Annotated in this window: 23 protein-coding genes and 1 tRNA gene; 14 read left to right on the top strand and 10 right to left on the bottom strand. The window is 69.8% G+C overall.

Annotation, left to right across the window (positions count from 1 at the left end; genetic code table 11):
• Positions 1 to 41 precede the first annotated feature (41 nt).
• Positions 42 to 1,028, top strand: coding sequence for an NAD(+) diphosphatase (nudC, locus tag AB0O34_RS13800; RefSeq protein WP_363915691.1), 987 nt, complete (start codon positions 42 to 44; stop codon positions 1,026 to 1,028).
• 81 nt (positions 1,029 to 1,109) lie between these two features.
• Here the strand turns inward: nudC and AB0O34_RS13795 are convergent, their stop codons facing one another.
• Complete coding sequence (locus tag AB0O34_RS13795; protein ID WP_363915690.1) at positions 1,110 to 1,355, bottom strand: mycoredoxin; 246 nt, start codon at positions 1,353 to 1,355, stop codon at positions 1,110 to 1,112.
• A gap of 82 nt (positions 1,356 to 1,437) precedes the next feature.
• The gene (locus AB0O34_RS13790; RefSeq protein ID WP_363915689.1) at positions 1,438 to 2,481 is read right to left on the bottom strand and encodes an alpha/beta hydrolase; all 1,044 of its coding nucleotides are present in this window, start codon (positions 2,479 to 2,481) and stop codon (positions 1,438 to 1,440) included.
• A gap of 211 nt (positions 2,482 to 2,692) precedes the next feature.
• Between AB0O34_RS13790 and AB0O34_RS13785 the strand changes: the two genes are divergently transcribed.
• The 5 genes from AB0O34_RS13785 to AB0O34_RS13765 all read left to right on the top strand — a co-directional run bounded on the left by AB0O34_RS13785 (position 2,693) and on the right by AB0O34_RS13765 (position 6,725).
• Positions 2,693 to 4,759 carry an ATP-dependent DNA helicase UvrD2 gene (locus AB0O34_RS13785; RefSeq protein WP_363915688.1) on the top strand — a complete coding sequence of 689 codons (2,067 nt, stop codon included), beginning with the start codon at positions 2,693 to 2,695 and terminating at the stop codon, positions 4,757 to 4,759.
• Positions 4,756 to 5,628 (top strand): acyl-CoA thioesterase II, encoded by an 873-nt coding sequence (locus AB0O34_RS13780; protein ID WP_363915687.1) that lies wholly within the window; start codon positions 4,756 to 4,758, stop codon positions 5,626 to 5,628. Before AB0O34_RS13785 ends, AB0O34_RS13780 begins: the two co-directional genes overlap by 4 nt.
• A gap of 111 nt (positions 5,629 to 5,739) precedes the next feature.
• Positions 5,740 to 6,078 carry a hypothetical protein gene (locus tag AB0O34_RS13775; RefSeq protein ID WP_363915686.1) on the top strand — a complete coding sequence of 113 codons (339 nt, stop codon included), beginning with the start codon at positions 5,740 to 5,742 and terminating at the stop codon, positions 6,076 to 6,078.
• 129 nt (positions 6,079 to 6,207) lie between these two features.
• Positions 6,208 to 6,477, top strand: a complete 270-nt coding sequence (locus AB0O34_RS13770; protein WP_358547093.1) for a WhiB family transcriptional regulator — start codon at positions 6,208 to 6,210, stop codon at positions 6,475 to 6,477.
• Positions 6,478 to 6,530: 53 nt separating this feature from the next.
• Positions 6,531 to 6,725 (top strand): hypothetical protein, encoded by a 195-nt coding sequence (locus AB0O34_RS13765; protein ID WP_363915685.1) that lies wholly within the window; start codon positions 6,531 to 6,533, stop codon positions 6,723 to 6,725.
• Between the two features lie 170 nt (positions 6,726 to 6,895).
• Here AB0O34_RS13765 and AB0O34_RS13760 read toward each other — a convergent pair whose 3' ends face one another.
• Positions 6,896 to 8,239: an AarF/UbiB family protein gene (locus AB0O34_RS13760; protein ID WP_363915684.1), complete on the bottom strand. Its 1,344-nt coding sequence runs from the start codon at positions 8,237 to 8,239 to the stop codon at positions 6,896 to 6,898.
• On the bottom strand, positions 8,236 to 9,357 hold the full coding sequence (locus AB0O34_RS13755) for a ThiF family adenylyltransferase (RefSeq protein ID WP_363915683.1): 1,122 nt from the start codon (positions 9,355 to 9,357) through the stop codon (positions 8,236 to 8,238). Before AB0O34_RS13755 ends, AB0O34_RS13760 begins: the two co-directional genes overlap by 4 nt.
• A gap of 259 nt (positions 9,358 to 9,616) precedes the next feature.
• Here AB0O34_RS13755 and AB0O34_RS13750 point away from each other — a divergent pair, with 259 nt between their 5' ends.
• Both AB0O34_RS13750 and AB0O34_RS13745 read left to right on the top strand, forming a co-directional pair.
• Entirely contained in the window at positions 9,617 to 10,132 is a 516-nt protein-coding gene (locus AB0O34_RS13750) for a M48 family metallopeptidase (protein WP_363915724.1), read from the top strand.
• On the top strand, positions 10,126 to 10,716 hold the full coding sequence (locus AB0O34_RS13745; protein ID WP_363915682.1) for a DUF2064 domain-containing protein: 591 nt from the start codon (positions 10,126 to 10,128) through the stop codon (positions 10,714 to 10,716). Before AB0O34_RS13750 ends, AB0O34_RS13745 begins: the two co-directional genes overlap by 7 nt.
• Positions 10,717 to 10,726: 10 nt before the next feature.
• On the opposite strand, the gene AB0O34_RS13740 is transcribed toward AB0O34_RS13745, so the two are convergent.
• The 3 genes from AB0O34_RS13740 to AB0O34_RS13730 all read right to left on the bottom strand — a co-directional run bounded on the left by AB0O34_RS13740 (position 10,727) and on the right by AB0O34_RS13730 (position 13,720).
• Positions 10,727 to 11,668 carry an endonuclease/exonuclease/phosphatase family protein gene (locus AB0O34_RS13740; RefSeq protein ID WP_363915681.1) on the bottom strand — a complete coding sequence of 314 codons (942 nt, stop codon included), beginning with the start codon at positions 11,666 to 11,668 and terminating at the stop codon, positions 10,727 to 10,729.
• 202 nt (positions 11,669 to 11,870) lie between these two features.
• On the bottom strand, positions 11,871 to 12,413 hold the full coding sequence (locus AB0O34_RS13735) for an NUDIX domain-containing protein (protein ID WP_363915680.1): 543 nt from the start codon (positions 12,411 to 12,413) through the stop codon (positions 11,871 to 11,873).
• Complete coding sequence (locus tag AB0O34_RS13730) at positions 12,410 to 13,720, bottom strand: zinc-dependent metalloprotease (protein ID WP_363915679.1); 1,311 nt, start codon at positions 13,718 to 13,720, stop codon at positions 12,410 to 12,412. The genes AB0O34_RS13735 and AB0O34_RS13730 overlap by 4 nt, the downstream gene beginning before the upstream one ends.
• A gap of 82 nt (positions 13,721 to 13,802) precedes the next feature.
• Between AB0O34_RS13730 and AB0O34_RS13725 the strand changes: the two genes are divergently transcribed.
• The 5 genes from AB0O34_RS13725 (at position 13,803) to AB0O34_RS13705 (ending at position 20,022) form a co-directional block, all read left to right on the top strand.
• Positions 13,803 to 14,873 (top strand): NAD-dependent epimerase/dehydratase family protein, encoded by a 1,071-nt coding sequence (locus AB0O34_RS13725; protein ID WP_363915678.1) that lies wholly within the window; start codon positions 13,803 to 13,805, stop codon positions 14,871 to 14,873.
• A gap of 138 nt (positions 14,874 to 15,011) precedes the next feature.
• Positions 15,012 to 15,437: a molybdenum cofactor biosynthesis protein MoaE gene (locus tag AB0O34_RS13720; RefSeq protein ID WP_363915677.1), complete on the top strand. Its 426-nt coding sequence runs from the start codon at positions 15,012 to 15,014 to the stop codon at positions 15,435 to 15,437.
• A 135-nt stretch (positions 15,438 to 15,572) separates the two neighbouring features.
• Positions 15,573 to 16,580 carry a PDZ domain-containing protein gene (locus AB0O34_RS13715; protein WP_363915676.1) on the top strand — a complete coding sequence of 336 codons (1,008 nt, stop codon included), beginning with the start codon at positions 15,573 to 15,575 and terminating at the stop codon, positions 16,578 to 16,580.
• Positions 16,581 to 16,918: 338 nt separating this feature from the next.
• Complete coding sequence (locus tag AB0O34_RS13710; RefSeq protein ID WP_363915675.1) at positions 16,919 to 19,834, top strand: UPF0182 family protein; 2,916 nt, start codon at positions 16,919 to 16,921, stop codon at positions 19,832 to 19,834.
• 111 nt (positions 19,835 to 19,945) lie between these two features.
• Positions 19,946 to 20,022: transfer RNA gene (locus AB0O34_RS13705), tRNA-Met, on the top strand.
• Between the two features lie 204 nt (positions 20,023 to 20,226).
• Here AB0O34_RS13705 and AB0O34_RS13700 read toward each other — a convergent pair.
• Positions 20,227 to 21,042: a UbiA family prenyltransferase gene (locus AB0O34_RS13700; RefSeq protein ID WP_363915674.1), complete on the bottom strand. Its 816-nt coding sequence runs from the start codon at positions 21,040 to 21,042 to the stop codon at positions 20,227 to 20,229.
• A 120-nt stretch (positions 21,043 to 21,162) separates the two neighbouring features.
• Here AB0O34_RS13700 and AB0O34_RS13695 point away from each other — a divergent pair, with 120 nt between their 5' ends.
• The gene (locus AB0O34_RS13695) at positions 21,163 to 22,749 is read left to right on the top strand and encodes a bifunctional 3'-5' exonuclease/DNA polymerase (RefSeq protein ID WP_363915673.1); all 1,587 of its coding nucleotides are present in this window, start codon (positions 21,163 to 21,165) and stop codon (positions 22,747 to 22,749) included.
• A gap of 1 nt (position 22,750) precedes the next feature.
• On the opposite strand, the gene AB0O34_RS13690 is transcribed toward AB0O34_RS13695, so the two are convergent.
• A complete protein-coding gene (locus tag AB0O34_RS13690; protein ID WP_363915672.1) occupies positions 22,751 to 22,942 on the bottom strand; it encodes a hypothetical protein in 192 nt (63 codons plus the stop codon).
• Positions 22,943 to 23,090: 148 nt separating this feature from the next.
• The gene (locus tag AB0O34_RS13685) at positions 23,091 to 23,492 is read right to left on the bottom strand and encodes a hypothetical protein (RefSeq protein ID WP_363915671.1); all 402 of its coding nucleotides are present in this window, start codon (positions 23,490 to 23,492) and stop codon (positions 23,091 to 23,093) included.
• Positions 23,493 to 24,049 lie beyond the last annotated feature (557 nt).

The following is a 24,049-nucleotide window of genomic DNA, read 5'->3' as shown; positions in this document are numbered from 1 at the left end:
CGGCGGCATAGGATGGACAGTCTGCTGGGGAGGAGGCGCACGTGGAGGAGATCTCGCAAGAGGGGCTGCTCGGCCCCTTGCTTCTGGCGCGAGGAGGGGTCGACAGGTCCGCCCTTCACCGAAGCGACGAGGCCTGGCTGAAGTCCGCCTGGGCCGACCCCGGCACGCGCGTCCTGCTCATCAACGACGGCAACACGCTGATCCGGCGCCACAACGGCACGGCCGAGTTGGTGTTCCTGGCTCCGCACCAGGCCCCCGCGGGCGAGCGCTACCTGCTCGGCGTCGATCCCGAGGGGGTCGCGTACTTCGCCGTCGCGGTCGAGGCCCCGCTGCCACTGCCCGCCCCGCTCCCGCTGCCCGAGGGCACCGAGGTCGCCGGGGCGATACAGGACGTCCCCGACTGGGCCGACGTGGCCTCCGAAGGTTTGCGCAGGGCCGGGGCCACGCTCGGAGACCGCGACGCCGGGCTGCTGGTCAACGCCGTCGCCCTGGAAGCCTGGCACGCCACCCACGACCACTGCCCGAGGTGTGGCTCCCCCACGACCGTCATCGCCGGCGGTCACATGCGGGTCTGCCCCGAAGACGGCAGCCAGCACTTCCCCCGTGTCGACCCCGCCGTCATCATGCTCGTCCACGACCACCGCGACCGCTGTTTGCTCGCTCGCGGCCCGCAGTGGCCCGAGGGGCGGTTCTCGGTCCTCGCGGGGTTCGTGGAGCCCGGTGAGTCGCTGGAGCAGGCCGTCGCGCGCGAGGTGTTCGAGGAGGTCGGGGTCACCGTCACCGCCCCGCGCTACATGGGGAGCCAGCCGTGGCCCTTCCCGCGCAGCCTGATGCTCGGCTTCTTCGCGCAGGCCACCACCACGAAGATCACCTGCGACCCCGAGGAGATCGCCGAGGCGTTCTGGGTCACCCGCGCCGAGCTGGGCGCCGCCGTGGAGAACGGCGACATCCGGCTCCCGCCCGGCGTATCGATCGCCCGCCGCCTCATCGAGACGTGGTACGGCTCGTACCTGCCCGGCGACTGGTGACGCCCTCCGGGCGCGAACTCCGGGAGCGGTGAAACGGCGACCGGGGAAGCCCCGATCGCCGGTGAACCGCCGTGGGCCGCGTCAGGCCTGCGCCCGCGCCAGCAGCCCCTTCAACTGGATGACGGAGGGATTGGTGAGTGCGGTGCCGTCTTCGAGCACGACGGTGGGGACCACCTGGTTCCCGCCGTTGACGCTCATGACGAACTCCGCCGCGTCGGGGTTGGCCTCGATGTCGATCTCCTGGTAGGAGATGCCTTCCCGTGTCAGCTGGCTCTTCAGCCGCTTGCACGGACCGCACCAGTTGGTGGTGTAGACCTTGAGCGCCATAGCGTGATGTATCCCTTCACGTCCTCCGAGTGGCGTTGGCACTAGCTGGCAACACCGTGAGGATCGCTCGTGTTCCCGGACTCTAGAGGACGGATTTCCGGGCGCTGACCTTGTGAAGAGCGGGCAGGTGGCTCGCGGTCTTCTGCTGGGCCGCCGTCCTTCGCTGGGTCGCGGTCTTCTGCTGGGTGTCGGTCTTCGGCGGGGCGGGCGGCGCGAGCTTGCCCGCGACCCACTCGGCGATGCCCGTGGCGACACCAGGCTCGCGGTAGAGCGGCGCGCTGTGGTTGATGCCCGGCACGACCCGGATGTTCATCGCCACACCCACCTGGTTGAGTTGCTCCTTCAGCAACTCGCTCTGGTAGGCGGGGACGAACTCGTCCTTGGAGTGCACGGTCAGCACGGGCGCGTCGTGCGCGCTCGCGTGCCAGGGCACCTCCATGCTCGACCAGACCTTCGCGCACGCGCCGGTCGGACGGCAGTGGCCCGCGAGCGCGATGGCGGCCTGACGGAGCTTGCGCTGATCGAAGTCGGCCCCCTCGTCACCGTCGGAGTACGCGGTCAGCGGGGACACCACGGGGGAGACCCCGACGACGCCGCGCAGCCCCGGGAGGCCGTCCCTGTACGTGCCGACGGCCGTCGCGAGGTGGCCCCCCGCCGAGAACCCGATGACGACGTAGCGATCGGGGTCGAAGGAGAACAGGTCGGCGTGCCTGCGGGCGGTGGCGATGGCCGACAGCGTGTCGGTGCGCTGCGCCGGCCACGGCGCTTCCTGCGAGAGCCGGTAGTTGATGTTGAAGACCGTGTAGCCCATCTCGGCGTACATGCGGGTGACCTCGGTCATGTACTTCTTGTCGCCGCCGCTCCACCAGCCGCCGTGGATGACGAACACGCCCGGCCTGCGCCCCGCGTCCGGCTGCCACCACACGTCCATGCGCTGGTGCGCCGACTGCCGCCCGTAAGAGTAGGTGCGCACCACCGTCGAGGCCAGCACGTCCTCGGAGGGAGTGGGGGTGGCGGTGGGCGTTGGCGTTGGCGCGGTCGTCGCACCGGCCGGCGACGCGACCGCGGGTGCCAGGGCGACGGCAGCAGCCAGAGCGAGCGATCCCACCGTTACCGCGGTTCTCACGGGCCTCTTTCCTTCCCCCGGAATCATGGCATCCCATTGTGGGGCAAAATGCCTTGGTTGTGCACGCGCAAGCACTCCGGTCGCGGACAACCAGGTGCCTTGATGGTGCCCGTACGGCCCTAGGTTGTGCACATCAGAAGCCACGCGCGTGGTTCGCTGCTGGAAGGATGATGCCAGCACCCCTGTCCGCATCGCACGTTAGGAGGCCCAGTTGGAGCGCGAAGACGCCCTCGCCGGGCTCGACCCGGAGCAGCGCGAGGTGGCCGAGGCGGTGCGGGGGCCGGTCTGCGTGCTCGCCGGCGCGGGCACGGGCAAGACCCGGGCCATAACCCACCGCATCGCCCACGCCGTCCGCACGGGTGTGGTCGACGCGCAGGGTGTCCTGGCGGTGACCTTCACCACACGTGCCGCGGGCGAGCTCAAGCAGCGCCTGCGCGAGCTCGGCGCCCACGGTGTCCAGACGCGCACCTTCCACGCCGCCGCCCTGCGCCAGCTCACCTACTTCTGGCCCCGGGTGATCGGCGGCGACCCGCCGAAGGTGGTCGAGTCCAAGCTGCCGCTTCTGATCGAGGCCTGCCGCGAGCTCCGGCGCAACCCCGACCGCGGGGAGCTGCGCGACGTGGCGAGCGAGATCGAGTGGGCCAAGGTCACCCAGGTCGGGCCGGAGGACTACCCCGGTCTCGCCGCGAAGTCCGGCCGCACGCCCCCGATCGCTCCCGAGGAGGTCGCGCGCCTGTACGAGGCGTACGAGACGCTGCGGCGCCGGCGTCACCTGGTCGACTTCGAGACCATCCTCGAGCTCACCGCCGCGGTGATGACCGAGCACGGCGAGGTGGCCGGCCAGATCCGCCGGCAATACCGCTATTTCGTGGTCGACGAGTACCAGGACGTCAACCCGCTGCAGAAGCTCCTGCTCGACACCTGGCTCGGCGGGCGTGACGACATCTGCGTCGTCGGCGACCCCAACCAGACCATCTACTCCTTCAGCGGCGCGACCCCGCGCTACCTCACCAACTTCGCCGTTGAGCATCCCTCGTCCACGGTCATCAAGCTGGTGCGCGACTACCGCTCGACACCCCAGGTCGTCGGCCTTGCCAACAGCGTGCTCGCCAAGTCGCGCACCCCCCACCGGCTGGAGCTCGTCGCGCAGCGCCCCGAGGGCCCGCAGCCCGTCTTCGCCGAGTGCGACGACGAGCCCGCCGAGGCCGAGACCGTCGCCAGGCGCGTCAAGGAGCTGATCTCCCAGGGCGTGCCCACGCGCGAGATCGCCGTGCTGTTCCGCGTCAACGCCCAGACCGAGGTGTACGAGCAGGCGTTCGCCCAGGCGGGCATCCCCTATCTCCTGCGCGGCGCCGAGCGGTTCTTCGAGCGCCCCGAGGTGCGGCAGGCCGTCGTGCTGCTGAGGGGCGCCGCCCGCTCGGCCAACGACGAGGAGCCGCTCGCGCAGGCCGTCCACGACATCCTCGCCGGCATCGGCCTCACGGCCCAGGCGCCGGGGGGCGGCACCGCCCGCGAGCGATGGGAGTCGCTGAACGCCCTGGCCGAGCTGGCCGAGGACCTCGCGGCCGAGGGCGGCGACCTGCCGCGCTTCGTCGCCGAGCTGGAGCGCCGCGCCACCGAGCAGCACGCCCCGCCGATCGAGGGCGTGACGCTCGCCTCCCTGCACGCCGCCAAGGGGCTCGAGTGGGACGCGGTCTTCCTGGTCGGCCTCACCGACGGCATGTTGCCGATCATCTACGCCGAGAGCCCCGAGCAGATCGAGGAGGAGCGGCGCCTGCTCTACGTCGGCATCACCCGCGCGCGCGCCCACCTCCACCTGTCCTGGGCGCTCGCCCGCTCGCCGGGGGGACGCAAGGCCCGGCGCCCGTCACGTTTCCTGGACGGGCTCACCGGCGTCACGGCCGGCGTCGGCCGTGCGAGCGCCCCCGCGAGGGATCGGCGCTCCGGCCAGGCCCGCGTCGCGACTCCGATCCAGTGCCGGGTCTGCGGCAAGACCCTGACCGTCGGCGCCGAGCAGAAGCTCGGCCGCTGCTCCTCCTGCCCCGCCGACTACGACGAGGACCTGCTCGAACGCCTTAAGCTCTGGCGTACGAACGCGGCGAAAGAGGCAAAGGTGCCCGCCTACGTCGTGTTCACTGACGTCACGCTCCAGGCGATGGCCGAGCGGGTCCCCACATCCGAGGAAGCCCTGCTGTCGATCGCCGGCATCGGCCGCGTCAAACTGGAGCGGTACGGCGAGGCCGTGCTGGAGATCTGCCGCGGAGGGGAAGTGACGTGAACGAGGCGCTCAAGGAGGTCCTCGACCTGCTCGACCTGGAGCAGATCGAGTGTGACATCTTCCGGGGTCGGAGCCCGGAGGAGCGCATCCAGAGGGTCTTCGGCGGTCAGGTGGCGGCGCAGGCACTGGTGGCGGCGGGGCGCACGGTGCCCTCCGACCGCACGGTCCATTCGCTGCACGCGTACTTCATCCGGCCGGGCGACCCGGCGATCCCCATCGTCTACAACGTCGAGCGCGTCCGCGACGGCCGGTCGTTCACGACCCGCCGGGTGGCCGCGATCCAGCACGGCAAGACCATCTTCTCGCTGTCCGCGTCCTTCCACATCTTCGAGGAGGGCGTCAGCCACCAGGCGGCGAGCATGCCGGCGGTGCCCGACCCCGAGACGCTGCCGCTCTTCCAAGACCGCATGCGCGATCTGGTGGGAGACAAGGAGCCGTGGGGCGAATGGCTGGCCAAGCCGCGCCCGGTGGACTCGCGCTACGTCACGCCGCTCACCTGGGAGGCCCAGCGCGACCCCTCGCTGCGCGGCTCCGACACGCGGGTGTGGTTCCGCTACGACGCCGACCTGCCGGACGACCCGCTGCTGCACGTCGTGCTCGCGGCCTACGCCTCCGACTACACGCTGGTCGACACCGTGCTGCTGGCCCACGGCCTGGCCTGGGGCGCATCGAACGTCGTCGGCGCCTCCCTCGACCACGCCATGTGGTTCCACCGCCCGCTCAAGGTCGACGACTGGGTCCTGTACGCGCAGGAGTCGCCGTGGTCGGGCAACGCGCGGGGGCTCGCCCAGGGGCAGATGTTCACTCCCACCGGAGAGCTCGCGGTCTCGGTCGTGCAGGAGTGCATGATTCGTGTCGCGAATCCGTGAAATCGCAGGTAGAAAATGTGTTGCCGGGCTGCGTGGTCCGCGTTTAGAGTCATGCACAAGCCGGTCGGACGATCCCCGTCCGACCCCGCACTCGATTGGGAGGTGACCACCGTGAAGACGATTTCGATTTCGACGTTCGCCACGCCGTGGCTCGCTTCCCTGCGGAGCAGCCGCACCGTCGTTCCCACCGGAGCTGAGCGGAGCCTGACCGCTCCGATCGCGCCCATGACCCTTGGCCTCACGGCTGATGGCCCGGCAAAACTTCGGCAGGAGAAGACTGCCCGCGTCCAGGCTGCCCTGGGCTCGGACGCCTTCGCCTACGGCGACACCGCCATGGTCACCGTGCACCCGATCGCTTTCGAGCGACAGGCCGGCGACCCGCTGACCACGAGCACCGCCAATGGTGGGGTGCAGGGTCCGCCACCCTGGAGGCAACCGGTCACAACCTGACCGGTTGAATGAGCCTCCAGGCCGCGGATCCGTACCAGGATCCGCGGCCTTCTTGTTGTTCGGCCGCCACGATCCGACCACCCAAGAGGTAAAAGACCAGATCAACCAGCAGACAGAAAGGTGACGCAGATGGCGGTTTGGACGACCATGGACCTGGTCGACGAAGCCGATATCCCGTGTCGTACCGACCCCGACCTGTGGTTCGCCGAGTCCCCCGACGACGTCGAGTTCGCCAAGGCACTCTGTGGTGGGTGCCCGATCCAGAAGGCCTGCCTGGCCCGCGCGCTGGAGCGCGAGGAGCCGTGGGGCGTCTGGGGCGGTGAGCTCGTTCTCAGGGGCACCGTCGTTCCCAAGAAGAGGCCGCGTGGGCGTCCCCGCAAGACCCCGGTCGCAGCCTGAAACACCTCGTACCCCTTCTTAGCAAGCCCGAAGACTTCGAAAGGACCACCCCGATGACCACCATTCCTTCTTGGACCAGCGAGATGCCGTATATGTACAAAGAACTGGTTCAAGACCGAATACAAACCCTTCACCGCGAGGCTGAGGAGCAACGGCTCGTCAACCGGATCTTGCGCGTGCGAAGGGCCCGCAAGCAGGCCGAACGTGCTTCCGTACGCCTTCGGCAGGCGCTCGCGCGCATGGCGTGACGCGATGACGGCACGCATTTGATCATGGCCCCGCATGCTCGTGGAACGGCCATGACCATCGCGTGCGAGTAACAATTCAAGGGGCGGATCCGGTAAGCGGGATCCGCCTCTTCGCGTTCATTCGAATACGGGTTGCGCACCGCCACCTGACGGGTGTGGTGGACCCTGGCTCAGGAGGCGGCGAGGGCGGTGGACCTGCCTTCGGGGTCGTCGTCGGAGAAGCCGGGAACCCATCGCACGACCTCGTCGCGGAAGCGCGCCGTGGCGCCGAGCTGGCACAGCACACCGATGCCCGCGGCGTGTACGCGGTTGATCAGCACGTACGAGGGCGGCAGGTTGAGCTGGCGCACCACATTCGTCGGGCGCAGGTCGGTCACGGTCGCGACCTGCCGCTGGAGCCACTCCCTGCTGAAGGTGAACTCCTCCACCTGCGTCGGCTCGACGTAGGGGGCGAGGAAGGCGCGCAGCGCCTCGGTGTCGACCTCGATGTGGGGACGGATGAACCCCTCGTCGCGAAGGCCCTGGACGACGGTGCCCATGTCGCCCTTGTTGAAGATGCGGGTCAGCGTGCCGAAGACCTCGGGGTAGCCGTCGGGCATGCGGTTCACCGCGCCGAAGTCGAGAACCCCGAGGCGGCCGTCGGGCAATATGCGGAAGTTGCCGGGGTGAGGGTCGGCGTGCAGCATGCCGGCGCGGGCGGGGGAGCTGAACAGGAAGCGCACGAACAGCAGCCCGGCCCGGTCGCGCTGCTCCTTGGTGCCGTCAGTGATGATCTTGGAGAGCGGCGTGCCGTCCATCCACTCGGTGACCAGGATCTGCTCGTTGGCGGCGATGACGTCCGGCACGCGGAAGTCGGGGTCGTCGTGGAACGCCATGGCGAAGCCGTGCTGGGCCTCCGCCTCCCGCAGGTAGTCGAGCTCCTCGGAAATGCGCTCTCTCAGCTCGCCCACGACGGCCTTGATGTCGAGCCCCGGCAGCAGCACCCCGAACAGCTTCCCGAGGCGCGCGAGCTGGTTGAAGTCGGCCAGCAGCGCCTTGCCCGCGCCGGGATACTGGATCTTGACGGCCACCTCGCGGCCGTCGTGCCAGACGGCCTTGTGCACCTGGCCGATCGAGGCCGCGGCGGTGGGGGTGTCGTCGAACGCAAGGAAGTTCTCCCGCCAGTCGTCGCCGAGTTGCTCGGTGAGGACCGCGTGCACCGTGGACGCGGGCAGCGGTGGCGCCGCGTCCTGCAGCTTGGTCAACGTCGCCCGGTAGGGCCCGGCGATCTCGGACGGGAGCGCCGCCTCGAAGATCGACAGAGCCTGGCCGAGCTTCATCGCGCCGCCCTTGAGCTCGCCGAGGACGCGGAAGACCTGGTCGGAGGTGCGCTGCTGGATCTCCTGGGCGACGATCTCGGCGGACTTCCCACCGATCCGTTTGCCAAGCCCGAGAGCGGTGCGGCCGGCGAACCCCAGAGGGAGCGTCGCCAGCTTGGCGGAACGCGTCACGGCATGTTGGGGGAAGTCACTCACGCGACCATTGTTAGCGGACCAAACTGGTTTCGACTACAACGACATTGCGGATGAGCGCTCCACGAGCGTTTTTTCCAACGCCAATCAGGCATTACGTCAACTGTGCTATTGGTCACAACCGGCTCCAGGCCGTCGACAGAACCCAGCACATGCCCGGTCGCCTGCGCCGCGACCAGCGTTGACAGCACCGTGTCACAGGCGATCTCACCCGCGGGAAAGCCGCCGAGCCGGGCGCCGACGACGGGCCACGACGGGTCGCGGTCGCGCCGGGTCAGCTCAAGGCACCGCAGGCATGAGGTGCGGCCCGGGAGCACGAGGGGACCCACCGAGCCGACTCCCTCGCCCGCCGTCACGAGCAGGTGAGGGATGCCGAGGGCCACGAGCTCCCGCGTCACCACACCGTCGAGCGGCCCCACGGGAGCGAGGACCACCAGGTCGGGACGGCGGGCGCCGTCGGTGAGGTGTGAGGCCGTACGCCCCGTCCAGGCGTTGACGCCCGGGGCCACCCGGCGCGCGACCGCCACCGCCCCCTCTTGCCTGCCGAGCCCGACCTCGGCGAAGGAGAGCCCGCCAGGGACGACGTCCTCGTGGCGGGCCGGGCCGGGATCGATGACGCACAGGTGGCCGATGCCCGCGGCGGCGAGGAGGGCGACGATCTGGGCGCCGATCCGGCCCGCGCCGTACACCCGGACGTAGGCCGCGCGGCGATGCTCCAGTGCCGCGAGCCCACCGTCGCCCGCGTCGGCGGCGGACAGGGACAGGGCGGCGAGGTCGGGGCCGAGCCGGTCGCGCTCGGCGGTGGACAGCCCGCGCAGCGGCTCGGGCCGCACCGACGCGTCGTCGAGCAACCCGCGCTCGGTCAGCAGGCGCATGACCTTGTGGACGGTGCCCTCGTCGAGATCACCACGGGCGATCAGCTCGTCGAGCGTGCGCGTGCCGTCGAGGCTCTCGACGAAGCTCCGCATGCGGGGCTCGAGATCGGTCAGCACCACGGCCCGGAGGGGATGGACGCCGAGCTGGAGGGTGCGGTCGTCACGGTCGAGGCGGCGCAGCGCGGGCTTCAGCCTGGGCCGGACGGGCTGCCGGGCGGGCCGGTCCGGAGATGGTGTCGTGGTCACGGTCGCGCAGCCTGGCACATCTCCACCACGGGCCGAGGCCGGTTGTGCCCGCCTGTGGATAACTCAGGGGGACGATGCGGGAGCGATGCGCTCTGCGCGAACATGGACGATTCAGTACCACCTCGCGAGCCCCGTGCTCACCATCTTGTGGGGCCGTCGTGAGTCAAGTGATTGTTGAACATTACACGAACCGGGATTGACCAGCGAAAACGTGATTCACCCCCTGTGGAATCCCAGGACTCTCGGCTACCGTGCATATGTGCCCCCCGAGACAGTCGAGGTCCGCCGGAGTGCACGCCGACGGCGAACCGTATCCGCATACCGCGATGGCGACAAGACCATCGTGCTCCTGCCTGCCGGTTTGAGCAGAGTGGATGAGGAACAGTGGGTGCGCCGGATGCTCGATCGGCTGGCGGCCAAGGAGCAGCGCAGACGCCCGAGCGACGACGACCTGCTCGACCGGGCCAGAGAGCTCGCCTCCCGCTATCTTGACGATCAGGCGTGGCCGACCAGTGTGCGATGGGTCGACAACCAGCGGCACCGCTGGGGTTCGTGCACCCCAGACCACGGCAGCATCCGCCTGTCGACGCGTCTGCGGGGCATGCCCGCCTGGGTGGTCGACTATGTGATCATGCATGAGCTGGTGCACCTGCTGGTGCCGAGTCATGGTCCCCGTTTCTGGGCGCTGGTGGAGCGCTATCCCAAGGCCGAGCGCGCGCGTGGCTTCCTGGAGGGGTTCTCCATGGCCGCCAACGGTTCAGTGGAGGAATGTTGAGGCTCGCGGCCGTCCTGGTCACGCCCGAGATGGGCAAGGGGGCGCCCCCCGGGGTCGATCCCGGCGAGTTCCTGCTCGCCCTGGCGGAGGACACCTACGAGATCGTGGCCGGGCTCGACCTGGTGGAGCCGGTGATCCTCGCCGCGGGTGTGGACGGGCTGGAAGACCTCGCCTGGCCGGGCACGCGGGTGATCTCGCTCTCCGGCCCCGCCGGTCCCGCCGAGGCGTTCGCGGCCCTCCAGCCGTACGGCGAGGAGGCGGTGGTGATCAGCGGCGACGCGCCCGACCTCCCCCCGCTGCTGATCGGGAAGCTCTTCCGCGAGCTGGGCCGCGCGCCCATCGCGATCTGCCCGGCCGCCGACGGCGGCGCGGTGGCGATGGCGGCCAGGCTGCCGTTCCCCGCGTGGGCCTCGGCCGGCCTCGATGATCCCGATGTGGTCGTACGGCTCCGCGGCCAGGCACCCGGGAGCCGCATGGTCGCCACCGGCCCCGGCTGGCACCGCCTTCGCGCCCCCGGCGACATCGCCAGGCTGGACCCCGGCCTCGAAGGCTGGGAGAACACCCGGGCCCTGCTCAGCGCGTAGCCCGGTGCGGTCAGTGCCCGGCGACCGGCAGCGACAGCCGGGTCAGCACGGCCCGATGGTCGGTGCCAGGAACGTCGTACACGTGGTAGCCCAGCACGGAGACGCGAAGGTCGGCGAGCACGTGGTCGATCGTGATCATCGCGGGAATCCGCTTGTTGGCCGGCCAGGTCGGGGTCAGGCCGTTGCCGGTCGTGTCGCCGGCGTCGTGGTAACCCCGTGCGATCAGGCGCCGCATCTCGGCGTGGTCGAGGCTCGCGTTGAAGTCGCCCGCCAGGATGCGGAACGGTCCAGATGACGGCCCCGGCGGCAGCGCCCGCAGCCCCTCGGTCCACTGGGTGACCTGACGGCCCAGCGGGGGAAGCGTGTGCACGTCGACGATCTCGACCTGCGGGCCCTCGGGCAGGCTCAGCCGCACCGCGGGCATGTTGTGGCCGATCACCTGGAACAGCCCGTCGAGCTGGGTGATCGGATGGCTGGAGTAGATGCCGCTGCCCGCCGCGCTCCACTCGTCCTGCAGGACGCGGTAGGGCATCAGCTCCTTCAGCCCCGCCGCGTCGAGGTCGGCCACGGCCCCGGGAGTGAGCTCCTGGGTGTTGAGGATGTCGGGACGGTGGCGGCGGACCAGGTCGACCACGGTGTCCGCGTCACCGTGACCGAAGAAGAGGTTCGCCGTGAGCACCGTGAAGGGCCGGCCGGACGCGACCTGCGTGTCCCCGAAGGCGCGGGGGAGCACGCTGAACCCCAGCGCCACCGACGTCGCGACGGCGACGGCCGTCACGGCCTTCTTCTTGGACAGGACGGACAGCAGCACCGGAAGCAGCGAGCCCGCCGCGGCGTACGGCGTGGCCGTCATGATCTGCTCAGGGAACGACCCGCGCTCCAGGCCGCCCACCCGGGTGACGGCCCAGGCGGCGAACGGCGTCACCGCGAGCCAGGCCAGTGTGCCCGGCACGCGCCGTTGAAGCCGTCGTGGACGGGTAGGAGTCACTATCACGCCGCCCACCTGTGTCTCGGCCGTGTTCTTCACCCATCTCAAGGTCCGGCTCGGTGTCCTGATCACGACCCTATCGAGCGAATGTATGAACCGCGTGAAGAAGCCGAGGCGTGTCAGAGCCCGGCCGCCGGGAAGGGCACGCCTGATCTCCACCCCGCCGTCAGGACAGCACGAGTGCCCTCGCCCGGCGGGCGAGCCTGCGGGTCGCCTCGTCCGTCGGCTCGGGGATCTCGTCGACCGGGACCCACCGGAGCTCCAGTGACTCGTCACTGATCACGAACTCGGCTCCCGGCGGCGCCACCGCGCCGTACTCGACGTCGAGGTGCCAGGTGTGCGGCGGGTGGCACCACACCCGATGGCGGTCGAGCGCCAGCGGGCCCGGCAGCAGCCTGAGCCCGGGGATGCCCGACTCCTCGGTCGCCTCGCGCAGCGCCGCGGCTTCGAGCGACACGTCGGAGACCTCGCAGTGCCCGCCCATGGGCAGCCACATCTGGGCCTTCGAATGCAGGGTCAGCAGCACCTTGCCGCCGTCGTGGGACAGCACCGCCGTGGTGGCCGTGAGGTGGCCCGCCGCGCACGAACGCCACATCGCGTCGTCGTAGGCGTGCAGGTGCTCCACGAACTCCTTGCGGAGCAGTTCCTCGGCGGGGGTGGGCGCCGTCCACAGGCTCAGCGCGGTTCGCGCCTCGTCGCGCAGCGTCATTCGCCGCCGGGCTCCTTCGGGCCCGGCTCCTCCGGGGTGTCGCCGGGCTTGCCGGGCTCCCGCCCGCCCTGGTCCTCGAACGACGACAGGTCGAACCTCGCCTCGCCCCGGACGAAGGCCTGGGGATCGTCGAGGTCGCCGGCGGTCGGCATGAGGTCGGGGTGGGACCACACCGCGTCGCGCCCGTCGACGCCACGGTCGGCGGCGAGGGCCTGCCAGAGCGCGGCGGCCTCGCGCAGGCGGCGCGGACGGAGCTCCAGCCCGACCAGGGTGGCGAAGGTGCGCTCCGCCGGCCCTCCGGTCGCGCGGCGTCGCCGTACGGTCTCGGACAGGGCGGCCGAGGAGGGCAGCTTGCCCTCGGCGGCGGAGTCCACCACCGTGCCGACCCAGCCCTCGACCAGGGCGAGGATGGTCTCCAGACGCGCGAGAGCGACCTTCTGACGCTCGGTCTCCTCGGGCTTGAGCAGCGCACCGCCGCTCAGAGCCTCCTGGATCTGCTCGGGGTTGTTGATGTCGAGCCCGCGGATCTGCTCCTCCAGGGCGGAGGTGTCCACGGTGATGCCCTTGGCGTACTCCTCGACGGCGCCGAACAGCTGGGTGCGCAGCCACGGGACGTGCTGGAAGAGGCGGTGGTGCGCGGCCTCCCTGAGCGCGAGGTACAGGCGGATCTCCTCGGCGGGGATCTCCAGGCCGTGGCTGAACGCGGCGATCCCGCCGGGCAGCAGGGCCGCGGTCTCCGAAAGCGGAAGCCCGATGTCGGAGGAGCCGATCACCTCGGGGGCGAGCGTGCCGAGGGCCTGGCCGATCTGGGTGCCGACCATCATGCCGCCCATCTGGCGCATCATGCCCATAAGCGGCCCGAGCTGCGCGGCCATCGCCTGGGCCTCACCGCCGAGACCCGCGCCGCCCAGGGCGCCGCCCATGGTCTCGACCATGCGCTCGGCGATCGGGTCGCAGAGCCGCTTCCAGACCGGGACGGTCTTCTCGATCCACTCCGAACGGCTCCACGCCTCCGGGTTGGTGAGGCCGCTGGGTAGCTCGGTGACCTCGTTCAGCCAGAGGTCGGCGAGGCGGAGCGCGTCGACGATCTGGCGGCGCTCGCCTTCCATGACGCTCGGGTCGCCTTCGGCGACCACGGCGTGGCGCGCGATGTTCTTGGCCATATCCCAATTGACGGGCCCTGAGCCCGCCGGGGCCGAGAGCATGTCGGCGAACTGCCGCATGGCCGCGGCCATCTGCTCCGGATCGCCGAACATCGCGAACGGATTCTCGTTGGGGTCGTTTTCGCGACCTGGCAGGTCAGTCACCGCTCTACCTCGTGCAGGATGGAGGAGTCCACATCCGCCACGTTATCCGTCGTAGGGCGGATCAGTGCAAAGTGAGGACCTCGTGCCTACCTCGAAACGCCACCGGCCACCGGTCGTCGCCGTCACCGGCGCGGCCACAGGGCTGGGCAGGGAGTTCCTCTCCCGTGTCGCCTCGTCTGCGGATTTCCGCCGCGTGGTGGCGATTGACGACCAGCGGGGCGACGTTCCGGACGTCACCTGGCGGGTTCTCGACGTCCGAGATCCGCTCTTGGCGAACCGGATCTCCGACGTCGACGTCCTGGTCCACCTCGCCACCGATTACCGGCTCGACGCGGACCCGGCCGAGCGCCGCGCCTACAACCTCAGGGCGGCGCAGACCGTGCTCACGGCCTCGGCCGCCGCGCGGGTGCGCCGGGTGGTGCTGGTGACGAGCGCCATGGTCTACGGGGCGGTGCCCGACAACCCGGTCCCGCTGCCCGAGGACGCTCCGGTGGCCGCCGAGCCCGACTCCGGCGTCGTAGGCGACCATCTGGAGATCGAGGCACTGGTACGCCGGTGCCTTCGCAGCCATCCCGGCCTGGAGGTGACCGTGCTGCGGCCGGCCGCCGTGGTGGGCCCGGGCATGGACACGGTGGTCACGCGCCACTTCGAGGCTCCGCGCCTGCTCACCGTCAAGGGCTCGGCGCCGCACTGGCAGTTCTGCCACGTGGACGACCTGGTCTCCGCCCTGGAGCTGGCGGCGCTCGGCCTGGTCTCCGGGGTCGTCACCGTCGGCAGCGACGGATGGCTGGAAATGGAGCAGGTCGAGGAGCTTTCCGGCCTGCGGCGTTTCGAGCTGCCCGCCGGGCTGACCTTCGGCACCGCCCAGCGCCTGCACCGCCTCGGCATCACGCCCGCTCCCGCCACCGACCTGCACTACGTCGTCTACCCCTGGGTGGTCGACTGCGCTTCCCTGCGCGCCGCCGGATGGAAGCCGGCGTGGACGAACGAGGCCGCGCTCCAGCAGCTTCTGGATCTCCGCGAGGGCAAGCACGCGGTCGTCGGACGCCGCCTGTCCGGCAAGGACGCCACGCTGACCGCGGCGGGCGCCACCGTCGCCGTGATCGGCACCGCCGCCATCGTCCGCAGGGCACGGCGCAAGCGGCGGATCTAGGAGGCGTTCAGGGGTATGCCGGTCACGCGCGGCGGACCTGCGGATATGCGGCTCCAGGCGGTTCGGGGCGCGGTTCCGGGCCTCCCCATGGGCATGGGGGTCCCGGGCCACGTCCGGGAAGCGGAGTACTCTCATGGCGTGGACGTCATCCGATTGCTGGGCATTCGCGACACCCCGCTCTCCGTGGACGAGGTCCTCCGCGCCGTCGGTGACCACGCGGCCGGCGGTACGACGATCTTCGTCGGCACCGTGCGAAGCCAGGACCACGGCAAGCCCGTCACCCTGCTGTCGTACTCGGCGCACCCGAACGCCGAGGCCGAGCTGCGCCGGGTCGCCGAGAAGATCGCCGCCGACTTCCCCCTGACGGCGCTCGCGGCCGTGCATCGGGTCGGCGACCTGCAGCTGGGCGACACGGCGGTGATCGTCGCCGTGTCGGCCGCGCATCGGGGCGAGGCGTTCGAGGCGTCCAGGCGCCTGATCGACGATCTCAAACGGGAAGTGCCCATCTGGAAGCACCAGGTCTTCGCCGACGGCTCCGCCGAATGGGTCGGCTCCTGCGGCTGACCAGGGAGTTCGCCGGTTCTGAGGCTGTGATTGACCTGGATGTCCGCCCTGTGTGTGTCCGCGTAACCGTCGTCCCGGTGAGCGCATAGAGTTGCCCCCATGTCCCGACGACGTCTGACGTTGATGGTTGCGGGCGTGCTCACGCTCGTGCTCGGCGGCGCCGGCGCGCTGCTGCCCGTGCCGTACGTCGCACTGAGCCCCGGTCCGACGGAGAACACTCTGGGCGATGTCAAGGGCAAGCCGGTCATCAGCATCTCGGGGCACCAGACCTACCCCACGTCGGGAAAGCTCAGCCTGGTCACCGTGGCCTACCAGGGCGGCCCCGAGGCCCACATCGACCTGCTCACCGCGCTGCGCGGCTGGATGGACCCCACCGTCGCCGTCGTGCCGGAGGAGACGATCTTCCCCAAGGCCGTGTCGGTGAAGGAGGTCGAGGAGCAGAACACCCAGGAGATGAGCAGCTCCCAGCAGGACGCGACCGCCGCGGCGCTGAACGAGCTGAAGATCCCCATCAAGGTCATCGTCGCCGTGGCGTCCACGCAGAAGGGCAAGCCCGCCGATGGCAAGCTCCTGCGCAACGACGAGATCACCGCCGTCGACGGCGCGCCGGTTCACACCGTGGACGAGGTCGCCGCCGGCGTGCGCAAGCACAAGGCGGGCGAGCAGGTCGAGTTCAGCCTCGTGCGCGACGGCAAGCCCATGACCCTCCGGGTCGGCACGGTGCCCGGCGCCAACGGGCCGATCGTCGGCATGATCATGGGCACCCGGTTCAAGTTCCCGTTCACCGTGAACGTCAACGTGGGGGACGTCGGCGGGCCGAGCGCCGGCCTGATGTTCTCCCTCGGCATCTACGACAAGCTCACGCCCGGCCCGCTCACGGGCGGCTCGTCGATCGCCGGCACCGGCACGATCACTCCGGACGGCAAGGTAGGCCCGATCGGCGGCATCCAGCAGAAGATGGTCGGCGCGCGCGACGCGGGGGCCACGGTCTTCCTGACCCCCGCCGACAACTGCGACGACGCCGTCCAGGCGGTGCCGAAGGGCCTTCGCCTCGTGAAGGTGAGCACCATGCACGAGGCCGTCCAGGCGATCGACTCGCTTCGCACGGGATCCGGGCAAGTGGCGAGTTGTCCGGCCAGGTGACCTCGCCCGGCCGGTCGAGCCCGCGTGAACCTTCGGGGTTTCGCGGCATGTCCCGCGTGCCCGGCCACCCGGTGGGGAACCCCCCGGGTGGCCGAGGCGTTGGGCCACCTGTACGCGCACGTCCTATCCGGTGGCGTCGCGCGTGCTCCGAGCCGTGCTCGCGCTCATGCAGCGCGTGGGCCGGCCGCGTGTGGGGAGGCCGCGAGTTGTGGCCCGACCGTTCCCGGGGCTTGGAAGGTGACCGCTTGTCTACCGGTGTAGGTTGCCAGACACGGACCGTTACTCGTGAAATCTAGGGGTGGGCCTTGACCTTCCGGAACCCCGGCGCGGGTCGGGCGATGCGTTTGCCCCGCCGGCCGCGGCTTCTCGTGCCCGTCGCGATCACTCTGGTCGCGATCGTCATCTTGTTCTTCGTCTTCGCCGGTATCTTCACCGACTGGCTGTGGTTCGACTCGGTCGGCTACACCTCGGTCTTCTCGACGATGCTCGTCACCCAGCTGCTGCTGTTCGTCTTCGGCGCGCTGCTGATGGGCGGCGTCGTCGGCGGAAACATGATCATCGCCTACCGGGCCCGTCCCCTGTTCGGGATCGGCATGTTCGGCGGCGCCTCCCAGGGCGCCGACCGCTACCGCGCGGCGATCGACCCGCACCGAAAGATGATCTTCCTCATCGGGCTGGCGGTGCTGGGCCTGTTCACCGGCTCCTCCATCGCCGGGCAGTGGAAGACCTGGCTGCTCTTCATCAACGGGTCGTCCTTCGGCAAGGCCGATCCGATGTTCCACATGGACATCTCGTTCTTCATGTTCACCTTCCCGTTCATCCGGATGGTGCTGAGCTTCCTGTTCACCGCGGTGATCATCTCGATCGTCGCCGCGGCGATCGTCCACTACCTGTACGGGGGCTTCCGGCTGCAGTCGCCTGGCCTGCACGCCACGCGCGCCGCCCGGGTCCACCTGTCGGTGCTGGTGGGCCTGTTCGTGCTGCTCAAGGCCGTCGCGTACTTCACCGACCGGTACGGCCTGGTCTTCTCCGACCGTGGCAAGGTCTTCGGCGCCTCCTACACCGACGTCCACGCCGTGCTGCCGGCCAAGAGCATCCTGGCGATCATCGCGCTGATCTGCGCCGCGCTCTTCTTCGCCGGCATCGTGCGGCCGGGCGGCATGCTCCCCGGCGTCGGCTTCGGGCTCCTCGTGCTCTCGGCCGTCCTGGTCGGCACCGTCTACCCGGCGCTGGTCGAGCAGTTCCAGGTCAAGCCGAACCAGCAGAGCAAAGAGCAGGACTACATCAAGCGCAACATCACGGCGACCAGAGACGGCTACGGGGTCGCCTCCACCGAGGTCACCCCCTACAGCGCCAAGACGCAGGGCACTCAGCAGGAGCTCCAGAGCGAGGTCTCGACGATCCCCGGCGTGCGGCTGCTCGACCCGAGCGTGCTGTCCCCGACCTTCGAGCAGCTCCAGCAGATCAAGGGTTACTACCAGTTCCCCGACCAGCTCGACGTCGACCGTTACAAGATCGACGGGGTGTCGCGCGACACGGTGGTCGCGGTCCGTGAAGTCGGCAAGGCTCCGGACAGCAACTGGATCAACGACCACCTGGTCTACACCCACGGCTTCGGGTTCGTCGCCGGCCCGGGAAGCAAGACCGACTCCCAGGGCAAGCCCGACTTCATCGTGAAGGACATCCCGCCCACCAAGGGGCTGGGCGACTTCGAGCCGCGCATCTACTTCGGTGAGAACTCCCCCGAGTACTCCATCGTCGGTGGCGGCGCCAAGCCAATCGAGCTCGACTTCCCCGAGCAGAGCAACAACGGGCAGGGCAGCGGTCAGGAGAACTTCACCTACACCGGCAAGGGCGGCGTTCCCATGGGGAACTTCCTCACCCGCCTGCTGTACGCGAGCAAGTACGGCGAGACCAACCTGCTGCTGTCGTCCGACATCAACAGCAAGTCGCGCATCCTGTACAACCGCGACCCGCGCGACCGCGTCCAGCAGGTGGCCCCGTTCCTGACGCTCGACGGCGACCCGTACCCCGCGATCGTGGGCGGGCGCATCCTGTGGATCGTCGACGGCTACACGATGTCCGAGGACTACCCCTACTCCGAGCGCCGCAGCTTCGGGGACATGACCAGGGACACCTCGACCGAGAGGCTCCTGGCCGCCCAGCAGCCGCGCGACCACATCAACTACATCCGCAACTCGGTCAAGGCGACGGTGGACGCCTACGACGGCACCGTCTCGCTGTACGCCTGGGACGAGAAGGACCCGCTGCTCCAGACCTGGGAGAAGGCTTTCGGCGGCGTCATCCAGCCGAAGTCCAAGATCTCGGGCGAGCTGATGGAGCACCTGCGCTACCCCGAAGACCTGTTCAAGGTGCAGCGCGACATCCTCGGCAACTACCACGTCACCGACCCGAACGCGTTCTACGGCAGCCAGGACTTCTGGAAGGTGCCCGAGGACCCGGCGAGCTCGAAGACCAAGCAGCCTCCGTACTACGTGACGCTCAGGATGCCGAACGAGACGGAGCCGCGCTTCTCGCTCACCACCACCATGGTGCCGAACAACCGGGACAACCTGGCGGCCTTCATGGCGGTGGACGCCACCGGCGACTCGGCGACGAACATCAAGATCCTTCAGCTACCGAGCGACACCACGATCCCCGGGCCCAAACAGGCGCAGAACACCTTCGACACGAAGGCCGCCAGCGTCCTGAACGACCTGCGGATCGGCGGTACGACGGAGACCTTGAACGGCAACCTGCTGACCCTGCCGTTCGGCGGTGGCCTGCTGTACGTCGAGCCCGTCTACGTCCAGCCCAAGGTGCAGAACTCCGCGCGCTATCCCACCCTGGCGCGGGTGCTCGTCATGTTCGGGTCCGACGTCGGCATCGGCACCACGCTGTCGGACGCGCTGAACCAGGTGTTCGGCCAGGGCCAGCAACTGCCGTCCACTCCGACGACGCCGACCGAGCCGAACACCTCCACGGTGACGCCCGATCTCGCCAAGGCCTTCGACAGCGCCCAGAAGGCGTACGACGAGGGCCAGAAGGCGATCAAGGCCGGTGACTTCGCGGGGTACGGCGAGGCGCAGAAGCGGCTCGCCCAGGCGCTGAAGGACCTGGAGTCGGCGCTGGGCAAGCAGAAGGCCAGCCCGTCCCCCACGCCCTCGGCGACGCCCACCCCGGCGCCGTCGGCGGCCGCGGCGACCGCGACGCCGACGGCTAGCCCCACTCCATCGCCGACGCCCAGCTCGTAGGCACGTTCCGGGGCCGGCACGGCTGGCGACAGCCGTACCGGCCCCGGAGCAGCGAAGACCTGACGATTTGCCAGTGCCCCAACGGGCCGATAGTCTTCAAATGCAAGCCGACGCGGGGTGGAGCAGCTCGGTAGCTCGCTGGGCTCATAACCCAGAGGTCGTAGGTTCAAATCCTACCCCCGCTACCAATGAGGGCCCGGGATCCATTTGGATCCCGGGCCCTCACGCATGTGCGGGGCCGATTGACTCCCGATGCGTCTCGGCTCTTCTCGGCGTTGTTCTCCGTTTCGCTGGTGCGCGCCGTACCGCACTGGACGACCGAATTCGCTCTCGCGCTCATCGATCACGCAGAGCCTTCACGGCGGGAGACCACGCCACAGCGCACGTCGCGCTCACACGAGGCTGCCGCCCTGGGCGGCGAACATCATGATGTCGATGGCGGCCACGGCGACGGTCACGGCGAAGGCGGCCCGCCGTACGGAGCGCCGGGCCATGAGCAGGCTCCCGATCAGCACGACCGCGACCGCTCCGAGGCCGGCCACGGTGACCGGCCCCCCGCGATCCCCCGGAGCCAGGGCGATCACCACGGAGGCGGCCACCAGGAGGAGCGCGGCGCCGAGCCTGGCCCCCGTGGGCCCGAGACGCTGAGGCAGGCCGCGTACCCCGAGCGCGAGGTCGTCGGGCAGATCGGGGACGACGTTGGCGAAGTGGGCGCCCATGCCGAGAAGCGCCCCCGCCAGCAGCGCCCACCACGCGGGCCACGGCTCCCCGGGCAGCCCCAGGGTCACGAACGCCGGCAGCAGGCCGAAGGCGACGGCGAACGGCAAAGGGGAGGCCACGCCGGCCTTGAGCCTGAGGTTGTACAACCATCCACAGGCAACGGCGGCGAGGTGCACGGAGCCGGCCAGCACGCCGCTGGCCAGCGAGAGCGGCACGCACAGGGCCAGCGCGGCGAACGCCGCCCCCGCGACCGTGCGGGGCTCGGCCGAGTCGCCGGTGAGCGGCTTGTCGGCCCGTCCGATGGCGCGGTCGCGCGTACGGTCGATCCAGTCGTTGCTCCAGCCGATCGACAACTGGCCGCTGAGCACGGCGGCCCCGACCAGGAACGTGCCGCCCGCGCCCCTTCCGACCCCGGCCGCGAGTGCGCACCCCACAGCCGTGACGACCACCGTGGGGCCCGGGTGACATGCCCTGATCAACGCAAGCATGTGATCAGCCTCGCGCCCGTACCCCCGTCCATGCAACGCCCGGCGAGGCGTCGGACGCGGGGGCGGCGTACTCGAACCTGTGATCGATGACTGTCGTCCCGCTCGGCTAGTCTCGTCGGTATGCGGATCGCGGTGACGGCGGGCGCCGATGGCGGCACGCTGCGACCGATGGGTGAGGACGCCAGGCGCGTCCGCGATCTCGCGCGGGCAGTCGGTGACCTGGAGCTCGCCGCGCATCCCCGATGGATCTGGGCCGACACGCGACAGATCTACCCCGCCCTCCTCGCCCGCGAGGTGCGGCTGGCGCGCTGCCACGACCTGACGCTCACCGAGTCACTGCTCCTCGGCCACGAAGGCAGGTACGGCGAGCCCAGGTCGGCGCAGGCCGCGTATGCCAGGCTGCACGGCCTCCCCGTTCCCGACGACCGGGCGGGCACGCACGCCGTGCAGGACACCCTGTTCGAGCCAGAGCCCGCCGAGATCGACGTCACCGAGGTCTATCTCGACCAGCTCAGGCGCATCGAGGCCACCGAGAGCCCCGGCCGCTTCCGTCTCCTGGTCGCCGCGGAGTCGGCCGGCGCGCTGATCGCCGCCGAGATGGGCCACGACGGCATGCCGTGGCGTGAGGACATCCACGACGAGTTGCTGACCCGCCTCCTCGGCCCCCGGCCCGTCCACGGCATGCGGCCCGCCAAGCTCCAGGCCCTCGCCGATCGGGTCAGTGCCGCCTTCGGCACCACCGTCAACCCCGATTCCCCGCAGCAGATCGTCAAGGCTTTCAAGTCGGCGGGCCTCGCCATCTCCTCGACCAGATCCCACGTGCTCAAGCAGGTCGACCATCCGGCGGTCGCGCCGCTGCTGGCGTACAAGGAGCTGGCCCGGCTCCACAGCTTCCACGGCTGGACCTGGGCAGACCAGTGGGTGCGCGATCACCGGTTCCACCCCGAGTACGTGGTGGGGGACGTGGTGTCGGGCCGCTGGGCCACCAACGGGGGAGGCGCGTTGCAGATCCCCAAGGTGATGCGCCGCGTGGTGGTCGCCGACGAGGGGTGGCGGCTGGTCGTGGCCGACGGGGCCCAGCTCGAGCCCCGGGTGCTGGCCGCGATGGCCGGCGACTGCGGCCTGGCCCGCGCGGCGGGCGAGATCGACCTGTACGCCGCGCTCGCCCAGGCCTTCGGCGGCGACCGCGACAACGCCAAGATCGCCATGCTGTCCGCGATGTACGGCGGCACCAGCGGCGACGCCCCGAAGCTGCTGGCGATGATGCGGCAGAGGTTCCCGCAGGCGTACGCATTCGTGGAGGACGCCGCGCGCACCGGCGAGGAAGGCAAGTTGGTGCGTTCCTGGCTCGGACGTACGTGCCCGCCGCCGTCGGCGCACTGGCTGAACCTCGTCTCAGGGCCCGAGGGCAGCCGTGCGGCTCGCGACCGAGGGCGGTTCACCCGCAACTTCGTCGTGCAGGCCACCGCCGCCGAGTGGGCGCTCACGCTGATGGCGTTGCTGCGCGGGCGGTTGCCCCATCCGGCCAGGCTGGTGTTCTTCCAGCACGACGAGGTGATGGTCCACTGCCCCGAGGACCTCGTGGGCGAGGTCTCCGCGGCGGTGAGCCGGGCGGCGGAGGACGCCACCCGCCTGCTCTTCGGAGCGACGCCCGTCCGCATTCCCATGGAGGCGGTGGCGGTGTCCTGTTACGGAGAAGCGAAATAGGTCATGCCATGGCCCTCATCAGGTGTAGTGACTTCCTGGCCGCCCAGCCGATCAGGCAGATGCTGAAGAGAATCTGGACGGTGCGCAGCCAGCCTGGCGTGGTCGTGGCGGCGAAGAGCACCACGCCCAGCCAGAGCAGGCCGAACACCGCTACCAGGGTGACGGCCGCCCAGTTCAGCCCCCGGATCCACATGGGGGAAGTCTTCCAGGGCGACCCTCATGTCAGGGCAAAGGCTGTCATCTCAACAAGTGAGCTTGCATCACCGATTTCGCCGGATTGTTGCTAGTGCCGGTTGTTGCCGGTGCCGGTCCGCAGGTCCCGGTTCGCCGGTGCCGGTTCGCTAGTGAGGCAGCCTGCGGGCGACGCCGGCGCACCGGCGCATCCGCCCGCTCCTCCTTAGGCGGCTGGGAGGCGCCTCCTCCAGGTGGGCGAGCAGCTCTTCGGCCATATGGGCGTCCGCGAGGATCCGCACGACCTCCTCGTCGCCGGCAGGCAGCTGGCCCCTCTTGTCCAGCTCGTGCCGCAGGAACGTGAGCGGGTCGGGATCTCCCACGGCGTCGGAGGCGACGGTCGCCCGTCCGGCCGTCAGCAGACCCAGGTACTGGGCGCGAAGGGTCGCTTCGCGAAGTCGCGCTTGCTCCAAGTCGTCCAGCAGGGATCGGGCGATCTGCAGGAGATCGTCTGAGTCGCCCTCCTCGGCCGCGATGTGAGCGCGGATGTCGTCGAACTCCGACCGCGTCATGATGACCACCTCCACGGGCGGGGATCCGGGCACCGGGGTGGCGCCAGCGGAGTCCCGCACCCTCTTCGTAACGTCTGGCGATTGCGGATGACTTGCTGGCGGGTTGCGCCGGCGCGAATCGCTCGCTGTTTGGGATGGCTGAGGGGCGGGAAAGGTTTACCGGATATCAGAGTGGCGTCCGGCACTCCTGGGATGCTGCTAGAGTTTCCCCTCGTTGGGCGGCGATCAGGCCCCGAGAGATCCAAAAAATCTTGCGGGCTACTGGCTTGCCCACAGCCCTTCTAGCGTCCGGATCATCCCGGTTGGTGCACTAAGGTTGCATCTGTCCGGTTGGTCCGGTAAGTTGGACGGGTTGCCCTGGAGACGGGGCGGCCGAACTGTACCAGTTCGGGGCGGTTCCTGCTAGATCGCAAGATTTGACAGGAAGTGTCTGGATCTGGTAAAGTTAGGTAACGAGAGGTGAGCCCTGGACGGGCCGGAGCCACTGGTTCTGGTTCTTGTCTGGTGTACGCGTCCGTTTCTTGAGAACTCAACAGTGTGTTAAAAGCCAGTGCATG

The sequence above is a fragment of the Sphaerisporangium sp. NPDC088356 genome, assembly GCF_040685555.1.
Lineage (GTDB): Bacteria > Actinomycetota > Actinomycetes > Streptosporangiales > Streptosporangiaceae > Sphaerisporangium.
The sequence above is the reverse complement of the archived record's forward strand: the minus strand, read 5'-3'. Positions and strand labels throughout refer to the sequence as shown.